The sequence below is a fragment of the Pseudomonas sp. LB3P31 genome (genome assembly GCF_054897945.1).
Map to the genome: position 1 here is coordinate 4524798 of NZ_CM142710.1, position 15554 is coordinate 4540351.

The following is a 15554-nucleotide window of genomic DNA, read 5'->3' on the forward strand; positions in this document are numbered from 1 at the left end:
CCAGGCATTCGTGCCTGGCCATTTTATGGTTGCTGATCCCAGATCAGAACAACACTTTCACCACATCCGCAAAACGCTTGGCAAAGTGCACGGTAATTCCTTCCTTGAGATAATCAGGCAGCTCCTCAAAGCTCCCACGGTTCGGCTCCGGCAAGATCAGTTCAAAGATCTTCTGCCGCCGCGCCGCGATCACCTTCTCGCGCACCCCGCCAATCGGCAAGACATGCCCGGTCAACGTCAGTTCGCCCGTCATGGCCACGCCTTTCTTAGGCGGCTGACTACGGGCCAGGGACAGCAGGGCGCTGGCCATAGTCACACCCGCGCTCGGGCCGTCTTTTGGTGTGGCGCCTTCTGGAACGTGCAGGTGCACGAAGGCTTCGTCGAAGAATTTTGGATCGCCACCAAACGACTTCAGGTTGGAGCTGACGTAGCTATAGGCGATTTCCGCCGACTCTTTCATCACGTCACCCAGCTGCCCGGTAAGCTTGAAGCCACGGTTGAGCGTATGGATGCGGGTCGCCTCGATAGGCAAGGTCGCGCCGCCCATGCTGGTCCAGGCCAGGCCGGTGATAACCCCGGTGCCCGACAATACTTGCTCGTTACGGAACACCGGATGGCCGAGTGAGGCTTCAAGATCTTTCGGGCCGAGCTTGATTACTGCTTTCGGCTCGTCGATCAGCTTCACCACGGCCTTGCGCACCAGTTTGCCCAGTTGTTTTTCCAGCTGGCGCACCCCGGCTTCACGGGCGTAGCCATCGATCAACGCTTTTAATGCGCTGTCGCTGATGGACAGGCTGCCCTTGGATACGCCGGCTTTTTCCAGCTGTTTTGGCCATAGGTGGCGCTTGGCGATCGCGATTTTTTCTTCGGTGATGTAGCCGGACAGGCGAATCACTTCCATCCGGTCCAGCAACGGGCCAGGTATCGAATCCAGGGTGTTGGCGGTGCATACGAACAGGACTTTCGACAAGTCCATGCGCAGGTCCAGGTAGTGGTCGAGGAATTCGACGTTCTGTTCCGGGTCCAGGGTTTCCAGCAGCGCTGAGGCCGGGTCGCCCTGGTAGCTCTGGCCCATCTTGTCGATCTCGTCGAGCATGATCACCGGGTTCATCACTTCGACGTCTTTGAGGGCCTGCACCAGCTTGCCCGGCTGCGCGCCGATGTAGGTGCGGCGATGGCCCTTGATCTCGGCCTCGTCGCGCATCCCGCCCAGGCTGAAGCGATAGAACGGTCGGCCGAGAGATTCGGCGATGGACTTGCCGACGCTGGTCTTGCCCACGCCCGGCGGGCCGACCAGCAGCACGATTGAGCCGCTGATTTCACCTTTATAGGCACCCACGGCGAGGAATTCGAGGATGCGATCCTTGATGTCATCGAGGCCGGCGTGGTGTTTGTCGAGGACCTTGCGCGCGTGCTTGAGGTCGAGCTTGTCCTTGCCGTATACACCCCACGGTACCGAGGTGGCCCAGTCGAGGTAGTTGCGGGTGACCGCGTACTCTGGCGAGCCGGTTTCCAGGATCGACAGCTTGTTGAGTTCCTCGGCAATGCGTTTTTGCGCCTGGGCGGACAAGACCTTGCCCTCCAGGCGCTGCTCGAACTGTTCGATATCGGCACTGCGATCATCTTTAGTCAGGCCCAGCTCCTGCTGGATGACTTTCAGTTGTTCCTTGAGGAAAAACTCGCGCTGGTGTTCGCCGATCTTGCGGTTCACCTCGGCAGAGATTTCCTTCTGCAGGCGCGCGACTTCGACTTCCTTGCGCAGCATCGGCAGGACTTTTTCCATGCGCTTGAGCATCGGCACGCAGTCGAGCACTTCCTGCAGCTCGTTACCGGTGGCGGAGGTGAGGGCGGCGGCAAAGTCGGTCAGGGGCGATGGATCGTTGGGGCTGAAGCGGTTGAGGTAGTTTTTCAGCTCTTCGCTGTACAGTGGATTGAGTGGCAGCAATTCCTTGATCGCGTTGATCAGTGCCATGCCGTAGGCCTTGACCTCGTCGGTCGGCTCGGTGGGCTGGTGCGGATATTCGACTTCCACCAGGTACGGCGGGCGGTGATGCTTGAGCCAGGTGCGGATGCGCACGCGGGTCAGGCCCTGGGCGACGAACTGCAGCTTGCCGTTTTCGCGGCTGGCGTGGTGCACCTTGACCAGCGTGCCGTACAGCGGCAGGGCCGAGGTATCGAAATGACGCGGGTCTTCCTGGGGCGTGTCCATGTAGAACAGGGCCAGGGAGTGGTGATCGGACTTGCTGACCAGATCCAGGGTTTCAGCCCAGGGTTCTTCGTTGACGATGACCGGCAGTACCTGCGCGGGGAAGAACGGGCGGTTGTGGATCGGGATGATGTAGACCTTGTCCGGCAGATTCTGGCCTGGCAGTGCGAGGTCTTTGCCGGTGGAATGGTGTTCGGCGTTCTCCGGGTCTGCGTATTCGCTTAGGTCGTCGGGGAATTCTTGCTGGTCGCTCATGGGGCACCTGCGCAATGGGGTATGGGTCTTAGATGGGGCAGGTGGCGGGTGGTTTCAATGGCAGGGGTCATATCGACAGGTTGTGGCACCTCAATCAACTGTGGGAATGAGCCTGCTCGCGATAGCGGCTTAACATTCAACATCAATGTCGGCTGACACTCCACCATCGCGAGCAGGCTCGCTCCTACAGGGGAAGTGGGGGGGCGGGAATTCAACGGGCACAAAAAAGGCGACTCCCTCGCAGGAGTCGCCTTTGATGTCACTGCCGCTAAAACTTATTCGGACAGTTTGTAAGCAATCACATAGTCACCCTGCTTGGTGCCCAGCGAACCGTGGCCGCCGGCTACAACCAGCACGTACTGCTTGCCGTCCTTGCCGGTGTAGGTCATTGGCGTGGTTTGCGCACCAGCAGGCAGGCGGCCTTCCCAAAGCTGCTTGCCGTTTTTCATGTCGTAGGCACGCAGGTACTGGTCCAGGGTGCCGCTGAGGAAGCCAACACCGCCTGCGGTGACAAAGGTCCCGCCCAGGCTTGGAACGCCCATGCTCAGGGGGATAGGAACCGGCGAGCTGTCGCGCACGGTGCCGTTCTTGTGTTTCCACAGGACTTTGGAGGTGGTCAGGTCGACTGCCGCCACGTAGCCCCAGGCCGGTGCCTGGCACGGCAGGCCCATCGGCGACAGCAGCGCTTCAAGGACTACGCCGTATGGCGCGCCCTTGTTCGGCTGCACGCCTTCGGTTTCGCTTTTACGCGGGCCTTGGGCGGCGATTTCGGCGGCCGGGATCATTTTCGATTTGAACGCCATGTAGCTCGGGTTCACGAAAGCTATCTGGCGCACCGGGTCAACCGAGATACCGCCCCAGTCGAACACGCCGAAGTTGCCTGGATACACGATCGAACCCTGCAGGGACGGCGGGGTGAACGGGCCGTCGTAGCGCATGGATTTGAAGTCGATCCGGCAGATCAGTTGATCGAACGGAGTCACGCCCCACATGTCACGTTCCTGCAACGGCGGTGGCATGAGGTTGAGGTCGGACTTCGGTTGGGTCGGCGAAGTGTGATCACCGGCGACAGCGCCTTGCGGCACTGACACTTCGTTGATCGGCACGATCGGCTGGCCAGTGCTGCGGTCCAGTACGTAGATGCTGCCTTGCTTGGTGGACGCGAGTACCGCTGGCTTGACGCCGTCAGCGGTTTTCAGGTCCATCAGGGTTGGCTGGCCACCGACGTCCATGTCCCACAGGTCATGGTGGGTGAACTGCATGTGCCAGCGCACCTGGCCGGTGGCGATGTCCAGCGCAGTCAGGCCAGCAGCGTGCAGTTCCGACTCAGGGGTACGCGCGCCACCGAACTGGTCCGGGGTCTGGTTGCCCATTGGCAGATAGAGCATGCCGAGTTTTTCATCGACCGCAAACATCGACCACATGTTTGGCGAGTTGCGGGTGTATACCTGGCCTTCGGCAATCGGCGTAGTGTCGTCCGGCTTGCCGCTGTCCCAGTTCCACACCAGCTTGCCGGTGTGCACGTCGAACGCGCGGATCACGCCGCTTGGCTCGTCGGTGGAGACGTTGTCGGTCACGTGGCCGCCAATCACTACCAGGTCCCTGGTCACCGCCGGTGGTGAAGTGGAGTAGTAACCGCCGGCATTGAAGCCGCCGATGTTGGCGCTGAGGTCGATCTGGCCACCGTTACCGAAGTCTTCGCACATCTTGCCGGTGTCGGCGTTCAGGGCGATCAGGCGGGTGTCGGCGGTTGGCAGGAAGATGCGCTTCGGACAGGCGGTGCTTACCGCTGCAGGGCTGACTGTGCCAGTCGGGCTCTGCTCGGAAGCGTACACAGCGTCATCGTGGTACGACACGCCACGGCAGGTCATGTGCGCCCAACCCTTGAAGTTCGCCGCGTTCTGCGTGGAGAGCTTCGGATCGAAACGCCAGATTTCCTTGCCGGTATCAGGGTCCAGGGCGATCACCTGGCTGTGCGGTGTGCACACGTAGAGCATGCCGTTGACTTTCAACGGGGTGTTCTCCGCGGTGGTTTCACCTGGATCGTTCGGGCCAGGGATGTCACCGGTGCGGTATTCCCAGGCTGGCACCAGCTTGTGGGCATTTTCCGGGGTGATCTGCGCCAGCGGCGAATAACGATCGCCATGGGCGCTGCGGCCGTAGGAGTTCCAGTCACCATCCGGCATGGCCGGGGCGGTATTGGCCATGCCTGGAACACTGTCGCGGTCCAGCTGGCCCTTGATTTCGCCGGGGTTGGTGAATTGGCTCGCCAGTGCGGCACCGCCCGCCAGCAGCACGGCGACGGCCAGCGCGCCAGTGGTCATCGGTCCAGTACCCTCGCGCGGCAGCGGACGGCGGAACCACGGCAGCAACATGACGATGCCCAGGGCGAACAGCAGCGCCAGACGCGGCACCAGCTGCCACCAGTCGAGGCCGACTTCCCACAGTGCCCAGACGGTGCTGGCGAACAGCACCAGTGCGTACAGGCCAATCGCAGCACGGCGCGCAGCGATCAGCAGCGCGCCGCTCAGCGCCAGGCCGATACCGGCCAGCAGGTAGTACAGCGAGCCGCCCAGCATGCTCAGCTTGATTCCCCCGGCCAGCATGGCCAGGCCCATTAGCAAAAGCAGAATGCCGAGCAGGGTCGGCAATCGACGGCTTCGACTCAAAGCACCATCAGTGCTCATAGTGTGGTTCTCCGTGACGTTTCAAGTAGTCCCGCGCAAGTTCACTGTAGATGACGATCTGGCGTGGGCATGGTTCAGATAAAAAATGGACCGGTAAATGCAATTCCCTGTGGGAGCGGGCTTGCTCGCGAAAGCGGTGAATCAGTCAACATTTCTGTTGAATGAGAAATTGCATTCGCGAGCAAGCCCGCTCCCACAGGTTGTGCGGTGTCTATTAGAACGATGAGGTGATCTTGATCCCGCCAATCAGCGCGTCATCGACCTTGTCCACACCCCCCGGATGGCGGATGTACTGCAGGTTCGGGCGCACGGTCAGCCAGTGGGTGACGTGCACGCCGTAATAGAGTTCGGCGCTGTATTCGGTGTCTTGCGGCGGCAGGAAAGTCGGGTCGTCGAAATCGGACACGGCGCGAGCCTGGTTGGTCGCCTCGGCATTCTTGCGATAGGCCGGGTTGACGTGCACGCGGGCCATGGCGAAGCCGATATCGTCCTTGGCGCGCGCATCGAACAGGCCTTTATAGACGACACCCGCCTGGACATAGTTGTCGATGGCGTTGGTCTTCTTGTCATGCATCGTGCCGTTGGCGAACACGCTCAGGCCGCGGGAGTTGTCGCTGGCGCGGCTGGTCAGTTGCTGCTGCACACCGAGCCACACGCCATGCTTGCTGGAAGCACTGCGGTACGCTTCGCCACTGAGGGCTGCCGGCTGACCATTGCTGTCCTTGTACACATCGGTGGCCTTGGCATTGCTGTAGTAATAACCGGCGCGGTATTCGCCTGGCAGGCCATTGACCTTGGGCGACCACACCAGCTCCACTGGCAAAATCGCCCCCTGGGTACCGCTGCCGCTGAGCTTGAAGCCGTTGCCACGGTCGAGGTTGGAGGGGTTTTGCTCGTAGGCGCCGACCTGCGCGTACAGCTCTGGCGTCAGGTGATATTTGACCCGCAGGGCCCACTGGCTGACCGGCCAGTTGTACCAGATGCCACCGACCCAGTTGCCGACTTGAGAGCCGCAGAACGCCAGGTTCTGGAAGTCGCAGGGGAAGCTGTTGAAGTCTTCACCTTCACCGAATCGACCGGCCTTGATGTCGAGCTTCTGGTCGAAGAATTTCTGCTGATACCACATCTGCGTCAATCGCCAGGTCTGCCCGCGTCCCCAGACTTCCTGGGCCGAAGTGAATCCGCCTACTCGGGGATCGTTGATGCGGTCGTTACTGATGTTGTTACCACTACGCTCGGTGACGGTCAGCTGGAACTCGGCGTCGTTCCAACCGAGGATTTTCTGCAGGTCCAGGTGGGTGCCGAGGCCGAACTGGTCGCTGTAGCGCGCCGTGCGATCGTGGTCGTAGCCGCCGTGCAGGTTGCTGCCCATCTCACCGGTGTAATCGACTTTGAAGTCGTAGCCTTTTTCCGCAAGCTCGGTGCGAGTGCCGTTCCAGTCACCGAGCATCCAGGGTGACTCGCTATCGAAAGCGGGAGCAGCCTGGACGCAGGTAGCCAGGCTCAACGCGGTGAATCCGCTGACCAGATGCCATACTTTCAGGCGGGCAGCAGGCGTATAGACAGCGCTGTCTTGGCGGATTTGGAAATCAGGCATGGGATAAAATTCTTGATCTTTTTCTGGGAGATGAACTGAAAGCGGCAGAGGTGAAGCAGGCGGCAGAAGCGTTTCAGCAGGGACGGGCGTAAGGATAATGTTCTGTTACAAATAGAGAAAGGTCTTTTGCTGACATGCAGCCTTTCAAAATCGGTAACAGTCTTCGCCGCTGATGGCTGAGTTTAGGGATGAGGACTGTGTCCTGTGGGAGCAAGGCTTGCCCGCGATGGCATTTTCAACAATGTCATCGCGGGCAAGCCTTGCTCCCACAGGGGCAGGCTCAGGTCCAGGTTCTCGCCTACATTTACCACTCAGCAAACAGATCACTTCCCCCCAACGAAGCCCTCGGCTAAGGTGCGCGGCTTCCAAACCCTACTTCGCTCGAAGGCCCGGCATGACCGAACAGAACAACAACCCGCTGCACGGCGTGACGCTGGAGCAAATCCTCAACGCCCTGGTGGAGCACTATGAATGGTCGGGGCTGGCCGAGCGTATTGATATTCGCTGCTTCAAGAGCGATCCGAGCATCAAGTCGAGTCTGACATTCCTGCGCAAAACGCCGTGGGCTCGGGAAAAGGTCGAGCGTTTGTACGTCAAGCTGATGCGCACCAAGCGACCGGTCTGAGCATGCGCCATCCGTCTGCGGCGCGGCGTGTTTTCGTGGCCGTCGCCGCCACCTTGGGCTGGGCAGGCTTGAGCATTCAGCTGTACCTGATTCTGTATTCTCGTTGGAGCATCGAAGCCAGCCTGCTGGGCGGGTTGTTGAGCTTTTTCAGCTTTTTCACGGTGCTGAGCAACACCCTTGTCGCGACAGTGCTGACCTGTGAGTTGACTTCACGGGAGTCGGCGCTGCGCCGCTGGTTCCTGCAGCCTTGGGTCAGCAGCGCAGTGGCGGTAAGCATCGCCGTGGTCGGCCTGGCCTATAGCGTGCTGCTGCGCCACCTGTGGCATCCCGAAGGCTGGCAGTTGCTGGCCGATGAGCTGCTGCACGACGTCATGCCGCTGCTGTTCCTCGGTTATTGGTGGTGGTGCGTGCCCAAAGGCACGTTGCGCCTGGGGCACATCGTCCTCTGGGTGATCTACCCACTGCTCTACTTCGCCTATTCGTTGCTGCGCGGACATGTGCTGGCGGTCTATCCCTATCCCTTCATCGATGTGGACAAACTGGGTTATCCACAGGTGCTCGTCAACGCCGGTGGGTTGCTGGCCGGGTTTGTGCTGATTGCGCTGATAGTGATCGGGCTGGACCGCTGGGCTCATTCCTCGTCGCTGTCATCCAGGCGCCAGTAGCCGGCGGCCTTGACGAATTTCTCATCCAGCCCATGCTCATCCAGCAGCACCCGGCGAATCTGCCGAGACACCTTGGTCTCGGTGGCCACCCACGCATAGACACTGCCAGCGGGAACCGTCAGTTGTTTCACGGTAGTCAGCAAGTGGTCCTTGCCGCCCTCGCGCAATACCCAGATCACGTCCAACTGCGCAGCACTTTCAAGCCTCTGTTGCTCGGCGCCGTTTTCCACCTCGATCACCACCAGTGCTCGCCGATTGGCCGTCAGGCCTTCCAGGCGCCGGGCGATGGCGGGCAGGGCGGTTTCGTCGCCGATCAGCAGATAGCTGTCGAAGATGTCCGGCACGATCATCGAACCCCGAGGCCCACCGATGTGCAGGAACTGTCCCGGTGTTGCTTGCTCGGCCCAGGTCGAGGCAGGACCATCGCCGTGCAGGACGAAGTCGATATCCAGCTCAAGGGTGTCCAGGTCATAGCGGCGCGGGGTGTAGTCGCGCATCGCCGGCTTCGGGCCGTCATCCTTTCCTGCACCGAGCAGCATAGTCTCCATGGCTGCCTGTTCCGCGGCGTTCTGCGGGAACATCAGCTTCACGTGGTCGTCAGTGCCGAGGCTCAAAAATCCTGCCAATTCGGGACCGCCCAGGGTAATGCGGCGCATCCGCGGAGTCAGGTCGACCACGCGCAGGACTTCCAGGCGACGGCGTTTGATTTCATGCATCACGCGGTGAATGGTTTGGGTATCGACTGCAGTCATTCAGGTTTCTCCTGTGCGGCCTGGACGGCGGGACCGTCGACGATGGCTTTGGCGGTATCATTGAGCAGCGTGCTGACGCGGATGATCTCTTGCGCGCTCCAGCGGCCATGGTGCAATTGCAGCGCGTGGCGCAAGTTGTGCACTGCCTCGTGGATCTCCGGCGGGCGGTCATGGCCGCGCAACGAAAGCTTGCTGACATCGATGCGCATGCGCACCCCGTCGAGGGCAATTGCTTGCTCGCTTAAAGACTGACGTCCGGCGTCGGTCACGCTGTAGCGTTTTTTTCCGCCCTCGGCATCGCCCTGGATCATTTCGCTCTCTTCCAGGAAGGTCAGGGTCGGGTAGATCACACCGGGGCTGGGGCTGTAGGCGCCGTCGAACATGCCCTCGATCTGGCGGATCAAGTCATAGCCGTGGCAGGGCTGTTCAGCAATCAGTGCGAGCAGCAGCAATTTAAGGTCGCCGGGGGCGAATACCCGCGGGCCGCGGCCGCCGCGTTCGCGTCCGGGTCGTTTTTCGAAGCCGTCACGGCCGTCGCCGTGTTCACGGTGGGGGGAATGATGGTCTCTCATTTACGTCTTCTCTCGTCGTGTTTAGATACAACTTAAGATATATCTTAAACGCTGGCAAGCACATCGGATCAGCGGTCAAGGGCTGTGTTTTGTAGGAAAACGCCAGGCAGGCAACAAAAAGCTCACTTGCTATTTAGAGTTATTAATCTAATTATGCGCAGAATCCTTATACCTATTTGATGACACTCCCGGAAATAAAGGGCTTTGGCACTGTATGTTTTTTTAGTTAAAACTGTGTGTAGTATTATTCTGACGTCCATACTGTTTAATTATTGTTTTTCCACGATTCTTCCTGCTAGTTGTAGTGCACTTTTACTACATGGTTGTCGGAAGTTACGTACTTACTTTCTCAGAGAATTGGTTGATCATTCACGCCGTCGAAAGTTGAATCAAATTGCCATCATGCAGACCGATGGATATCAACTCAGACAGTCCACAGATCAATCCTTTGAAAAATACAGGTACTCAACAATGTTCAAGAAGTTTGCAATCGCCGTTCCGATGACCCTCCTGGCCCTGAGTTCTTCGATGGCGTTCGCTGCGGAGGAATCGCGCTCTTCCATCAACATCACTGCTGATATCCCGAGCAAGGTCTTCCACGCCCAGCCAGTGAACCCGGATTTCGGTAAAGACGAAAAAATGCAGTACATCCTTGGTACTGGCAACCTGTCCGACGTGTTCGGCATGTACGACATCCAGCATACCAACGGTTCGGTGGGCGCTTACGTCGAAGGCGGCCCGCAACCGCTGTTCAACGGTAACCCGACCCTGAACATTCCTCTGACCTACACCTTTAACGGAGTGGAGTTGACCGGTGCCAGCCAGGAAGTGGTCGGTGACACCGAGTCCAATGGCGGCATGCGGGCCGAGTTGCGTATCAAAGCAGCTAAACCAACAACCACCCAGGTCGGCCTGTATGCATCCAATCCGGTAGTGATCTTCGATGCGATCCCACGTATCCCGTAAAAGATCATGAATCAAGGTTAACCCTTGGTAGCTGGCCAGACCGATCGGCAAGTGAGCAATCAGTTGTCGATCGGGTTTACCGAATTTACCTCAAGAGTATTTCGTTCATGTTCCCGATGACGCCCATCGCGACGGCGCTTGCCCTTTTTTTCTGCGCAACGGCACTCGCCGCACCCCCGGAAAATGGCCATACACCCCGCAGTTTATTGGCGCAGGTCAAGGGGTTGCCGAGCGAATTCGAAGAGCACTTCTTTGATGTGCCGCTGGCGGTGCGTGTGGAACTTGACCAACAGTTTCTGGGAGAGGCGATGGTGGTGTTAAGCCGCGACGATCGCCTTACCCTGATGGCTTTTTCCGATGTCAGCGACAGTTCCATCGCCTCAGGCGAACGCGAAACCTGGGCCAACTATCTAAAGCAAGGCGTGCCCCTCGGAGGCTGCCAGGCCCAGTGCCCCGAACAACTATTGGCCGTGCACTACAGCCTGGAAAACTCCCTGGTGTCGATCCTCACGGAGAACGCCGAGCGCGATGATCATGTGCCGCTCTATTACAAGCAACCTGAAGGTGGCAGCACCGGTCTGATCGTACGCAACTCGTTGAACCTCAACGGCGGACAGAATCAGGATCTGGGCGGACGTTATGGCCTTGAAGCCAGCAGTAGTCTCGGCAACTGGACCCAGGCGGTCAACCTGCAGTTGTCGCGTCTGGGCGGCATTGATAACCAGACCTATCACGCCGTGCAGGAGCTTTATACCCAGCGCGAACTTCAGGGCAATTTCCTGCGCCTGGGCTATTTCACCCCCAACTCCGAAGGCCTCACCCGCCAACCCCGGGCCTTTGGTGCCAGCCCCGATACTGCGTTGGGTGTGATGTACGGCAGCTCCGACAGCCTGGCGATCAACAACCCGAAACCTGCGGTCTATCCCGTCTATGTCACCGCCAACCGCCTGGGCTCGGTGGAGATTTATCGTGACGGCTTGCTGATCAATACGCAGGCTGTGCCCGCCGGATTGCAAACCCTCGATACCCGTCCGCTGCCCGGCGGTATCTATGAAGTGGAAGTGCGGCTGATCGAAGATGGCCAGGTCACTTCCAGCGCTCAGGAGCTGGTGTACAAGCCCAATAACTGGCGTAACCATGAAGAGCGCTGGCGCTACAACCTGTTCGCCGGACGCGAATCGAAGTTGCTGAGCAACTGGGATGAGCAGGCCGATGGCGACATGACTGCCGGGGCGGCATTCAACTACCTGCTGCACCCTCGTCTGATCCTCGGATTGTCCGGTCGACAGGTGCGCGACTCGCTGCAATATGGCACCTCGATCGACTGGGCCATCGTCAACAATGCCAGTGTCTATGCCAACATTTACAAGACCGAGGACTACGGCACCGGCCTCGACGTGCAGGGGCTCTTTTCCTACGGCAGTGGCAGCATCGTCGTCAGTCACAACCGCAGTTGGCTCGACACCACTCGCCTCTATGACACGCTGCCGGATGGCACGCGGGTACGCCAACGCAATGTGTTCGTCGGCCAGACCAGCAATTCATCGTTGTCGGTCAACCACCGCCTTACCAGCAAGAGTTCGGTCAATGCCCGGGTCTCTCACAGTGAAGGAAACACCGAAGGTCTTGGCCTGGATCTGGGATGGAATCAGCGAACCTGGTTGTTTGGCAGCGACGCCAATTGGCGCCTGTCGTTGTTCGACAGGCCGGGCAGTTTCAGCTCCGGCAACGATCGCAACCGTGGCGTCGACCTGAGCCTCAACATCGCCTTGGGCGGACCGGGCGAGCAGTTGTCCGGCAGCATTGGCACCCGCACCGATCGCGATGGCGGGCGTGACAACAACGCTTCGATTTCCTATCGCAAGAAGCTGCAGGATCACCTGCTGCAAAGCGTATCCGCCACAGCCACCGCCGACACCTACGGCATCGGCTTGAATACGATGGCGACGATGCAGTCGGACATCATCAACGGCGATGGTTTCATTCAGCGTTCGTCCTATAACAACGACCTCAGCGGCGGCTTGAACCTGGACAGCACCGTGGCCGTCGGCGGGCAAAAGATGGTCATGACCAGCCAGTACACCCGCAATGGAGCCGGGATGATCATTGATGTCGAGTCGGACATCGACGACATCAGCCTGCGGGCCGACGACCTGAGCGGCGGCAGCGCGGTACTCAAGCCCGGACGCAATTTTGTGCCGATCACCGCCTACAGAAGCAGTTCGGTCAGTTTCGATTTCGAGGGTAACAACGTGCCCGCCGCGACTATCCAGCCCGCCCGTTCCAGCTATCACCTGAACAAAGGTGGGGTGGAGTATCGCCAGGTACGCGTGATGAAAACCGTCACTGTGCTGGGTCGCCTGGTCGACCCTCAAGGCAACCCCCTCAAGGGCCACCACATCATCAACCACGCCAGCCGCGGAGTGAGTGAAGTGGACGGGTTCTTCTCCATGGAGATGAACGCCGGTTCACCGACCCTGGAAGTGCGCCATGGCAGCCAGCTGCTGTGCCAGTTCCGCCTGGACCCAAGCGGTGGTCGCACGGAAAACAATGTGCTGATGATTGGTGACCTGCGGTGTACGCCGGACACCTTGGCGGATGTCGCGGATGCCGCGCAGAGGGCGGGTTAATGAATGCTGACCAACTGCTGGAGTTATCAACATGCTGAAATTTTTGACTGCAATGCGGTGTAGGGCGGCAGCAATAGTCGTCGGCGCCTGTTTGCTTGGATTAACCCAGCATATCGAGGCGAAAGTTCTGCCGATCACAGCCACGTTCAACCCTGACCCGAACAACCCGCAGAAAAATGAATTCAGGAATACGACTCCCAATATGGGCTTTTGCCGGGATTATCCGGTCATCTGCCAGTTCTACGGTATTTACAGCCAGCGGTCTCACGTGACCAGCGAGCTCTTCGGTCCCATCGAGGCCAACCATCCGGATGTGCGCAAGGGGGCGATGTTCAAGGCTCCGGCGAACTGGCGGCGCTTGACCGTAAAAGAGCGCACCACGGGCGAGGAGGCTACGGTGGAAGTGCGGATTGCGGGAGTGGGGGGCACCTATCGGCTGAGCCACAACGTCACTTCGATCACCGGCGCTGCGCATTCAGGCCTGGGACATATTGCATTGTGGAAGGGAGGGAACTGGGCGCGTCCGCCGGGCCCCTGTATTGGAATCGGCAACAATACTGTGAGTTCTTTCGGTTTCCAGTTCTTCTGGTTAACACCTAATGAAGGGATTTGCAGCAAGGAGGCCAATTTCCCGATTCCCGGGTTCGGCATGCAGTATCTGGATTTCACCTACCAGCTGCGCACCCCTGATCCACTGAAGATGTCCACGGGCGTCTACGAAGGGACGCAGGTTTACACCGTCGGCCCGGGCGGCGACTTCGATCTGGGCGACATCGTGTTGCTCGCAGACAACATCATCCAGCTCGACTTCACCCTGACCGTCGAACACGCTCTCAAGGTCGAAATTCCACCGGGCGGCAATCGCATAGAGCTGGTCCCACAAGGCGGCTGGCAGGCCTGGCTACAACAGGGCCGCAAACCCACGCGGCTGTTTCGTGACCAGACTTTCAACATCTGGGCCAGCTCGCGCTTCAAGATGAAGCTCGAATGTGAACATTCCAAAGACAGCAAAAACTGCGCTTTGCGCGAGGCCGGCTCTGGCGATCTGGTGCCCCTGAACCTGAGCGTCACCTTGCCCCGAGGCTTGAGCGATGCAAGCGGTCAGGCGGTCGAACGGCGTCCCTTACTGCTCGATGGCAGTGGTACCGAGCTGTTCCAGCCGGCGTTTTACCTGACGCGACGACCCGGAACCCTGCACTTCGAAATTCCTCCTGACCAGGTCGCGCAAATGCTGCGCCCCGCAGAGCAGCGCCAGTACTCCGGGAATGTCACGGTTATCTGGGATTCGCAGATTTAGCCGCGCGAACGTTTCGCTCATCACATCTATCGAGGTTCAGCACGATGAAACCCCTGTTGGCACTGTTCGGTTTTTACCTGTTCGCGCAAATGGCGCATGCCGGCCCGAGTATCAATATCGGTACGGTCTACGACTACATGGACGGCGACAAAAGCACCTATCTCAAGCGCGTTTTCAATGGTGGTGACAGCACTGCCTTCGTCAAGGTCAACATCCTGGAAATCCTCTACGACGCCGACGGCAAGTCCCGGGAAGTGCCGCTCAAATCGAGCGCCGACGGCAATGCCCGAGACGGCTTGATGGCCAGTCCCGCGCGATTGATCGTCCCCGCCAACGGCATGCAGGGCACGCGACTGTTGTACATGGGCGAACGCGAACGCGAGCGTTATTTTCGCGTGCGTTTCGTGCCGGTGGTACCGGAAAAGGAAGATGAATTCGCGGTCTCCGGCGAAGAGCGAGAGGAGTACCGCAAAACTCTGTCTGCAGGGGTCACGGTACTGGCAGGTTACGGCGCGGTGTTTTTTGTGCGTCCCAAGGACCCGCGTTTCGCCAGCGTGATCGACAACGATGGCACCCACTACCGCATTCGCAACAACGGCAACACCGTGGTGGTGATCGATGAGTTCAAGGATTGTGCGATAAACAACGAGCAGGACTGCCAGCCCACCACCAAGCATCACATCCTGGCGGGCCGCAGTTTCGAGTTCCTGAAGCAGGCCGGTCGCGAGTACCGCTTTACACTGGTGGAAGGCGAGAGCAGCAAGAAGCTTGAGGTGAAGGGTTGATGGTCATCTACAGACTTCTGACCGTGCTCCTGATTGCAGCAGTGGCCCTGCTCACCAGCACCTGGGCCTATGCGGCCCGCGAGACGCATCAGTTTGAAGTGTTCGTGACGATTCCGAGCCAGGCGTTCTACGTGGTTCCCGCCGACGGCGACTGGATTCACCGTGAACAGCAGTTGCCGTGGGACCTGGTGACCTCGACCCTGGGTGGTTTGCGCAAGTATTTCGATGTGAAGAATGTTGCCGGCACGATCGAAGCCAGGCTCGAGGGCCGACCTTATTTATCCAATGGAACCGATGCCGATGACATAGGTTTGCGCGTGCTGTTCAACGGCAAGCTGCTGGATGAGGGGAAGAGCAGTGAAGTGGTTTCCCTGAGCGAAGCATCCCAGGGCAAGCGGGTTTTACTGGAAGTGCAGCCGACACCGCCGGCTGATGGTGCTTACAAACCGGGCCGTTATTTCGGCAGCGTCAACATGGTGTTCAACGCGGTGCTGCCGGGGGCCTGATGCATCAAACG

General features: G+C 59.2%; 12 protein-coding genes. 7 read left to right on the forward strand and 5 right to left on the reverse strand.

What is annotated here, in order from left to right; all coding sequences use genetic code 11:
* Nucleotides 1-43: 43 nt before the first annotated feature.
* From lon to ACYZTK_RS20655, 3 genes are all read right to left on the reverse strand, one after another.
* Nucleotides 44-2461, reverse strand: a complete 2418-nt coding sequence (gene lon, locus ACYZTK_RS20645; protein ID WP_462011525.1) for an endopeptidase La — start codon at nt 2459-2461, stop codon at nt 44-46.
* A 275-nt stretch (nt 2462-2736) separates the two neighbouring features.
* The gene (locus ACYZTK_RS20650) at nt 2737-5148 is read right to left on the reverse strand and encodes a glucose/quinate/shikimate family membrane-bound PQQ-dependent dehydrogenase (protein WP_462011526.1); all 2412 of its coding nucleotides are present in this window, start codon (nt 5146-5148) and stop codon (nt 2737-2739) included.
* 214 nt (nt 5149-5362) lie between these two features.
* Entirely contained in the window at nt 5363-6745 is a 1383-nt protein-coding gene (locus ACYZTK_RS20655) for a carbohydrate porin (protein WP_462011527.1), read from the reverse strand.
* Nucleotides 6746-7139: 394 nt separating this feature from the next.
* Here ACYZTK_RS20655 and ACYZTK_RS20660 point away from each other — a divergent pair, with 394 nt between their 5' ends.
* Both ACYZTK_RS20660 and ACYZTK_RS20665 read left to right on the forward strand, forming a co-directional pair.
* Nucleotides 7140-7370 (forward strand): VF530 family protein, encoded by a 231-nt coding sequence (locus ACYZTK_RS20660; protein ID WP_007944895.1) that lies wholly within the window; start codon nt 7140-7142, stop codon nt 7368-7370.
* Between the two features lie 2 nt (nt 7371-7372).
* A complete protein-coding gene (locus tag ACYZTK_RS20665) occupies nt 7373-8035 on the forward strand; it encodes a Pr6Pr family membrane protein (RefSeq protein ID WP_462011528.1) in 663 nt (220 codons plus the stop codon).
* Here the strand turns inward: ACYZTK_RS20665 and ACYZTK_RS20670 are convergent.
* Nucleotides 8002-8787: a siderophore-interacting protein gene (locus ACYZTK_RS20670; protein WP_462011529.1), complete on the reverse strand. Its 786-nt coding sequence runs from the start codon at nt 8785-8787 to the stop codon at nt 8002-8004. The genes ACYZTK_RS20665 and ACYZTK_RS20670 overlap by 34 nt on opposite strands.
* Nucleotides 8784-9359 (reverse strand): PadR family transcriptional regulator, encoded by a 576-nt coding sequence (locus ACYZTK_RS20675; RefSeq protein WP_462011530.1) that lies wholly within the window; start codon nt 9357-9359, stop codon nt 8784-8786. Before ACYZTK_RS20675 ends, ACYZTK_RS20670 begins: the two co-directional genes overlap by 4 nt.
* A 471-nt stretch (nt 9360-9830) precedes the next feature.
* Between ACYZTK_RS20675 and ACYZTK_RS20680 the strand changes: the two genes are divergently transcribed.
* The 5 genes from ACYZTK_RS20680 to ACYZTK_RS20700 all read left to right on the forward strand — a co-directional run bounded on the left by ACYZTK_RS20680 (nt 9831) and on the right by ACYZTK_RS20700 (nt 15543).
* Nucleotides 9831-10325 (forward strand): CS1 type fimbrial major subunit, encoded by a 495-nt coding sequence (locus ACYZTK_RS20680; protein ID WP_462011531.1) that lies wholly within the window; start codon nt 9831-9833, stop codon nt 10323-10325.
* A 107-nt stretch (nt 10326-10432) separates the two neighbouring features.
* Nucleotides 10433-12955, forward strand: coding sequence for a CS1-pili formation C-terminal domain-containing protein (locus tag ACYZTK_RS20685; protein WP_462011532.1), 2523 nt, complete (start codon nt 10433-10435; stop codon nt 12953-12955).
* Nucleotides 12956-12986: 31 nt separating this feature from the next.
* On the forward strand, nt 12987-14252 hold the full coding sequence (locus tag ACYZTK_RS20690; protein ID WP_462011533.1) for a hypothetical protein: 1266 nt from the start codon (nt 12987-12989) through the stop codon (nt 14250-14252).
* A gap of 44 nt (nt 14253-14296) precedes the next feature.
* Entirely contained in the window at nt 14297-15037 is a 741-nt protein-coding gene (locus tag ACYZTK_RS20695) for a molecular chaperone (protein WP_462011534.1), read from the forward strand.
* Nucleotides 15037-15543: a CS1 type fimbrial major subunit gene (locus ACYZTK_RS20700; protein ID WP_462011535.1), complete on the forward strand. Its 507-nt coding sequence runs from the start codon at nt 15037-15039 to the stop codon at nt 15541-15543. Before ACYZTK_RS20695 ends, ACYZTK_RS20700 begins: the two co-directional genes overlap by 1 nt.
* Nucleotides 15544-15554: the final 11 nt, after the last annotated feature.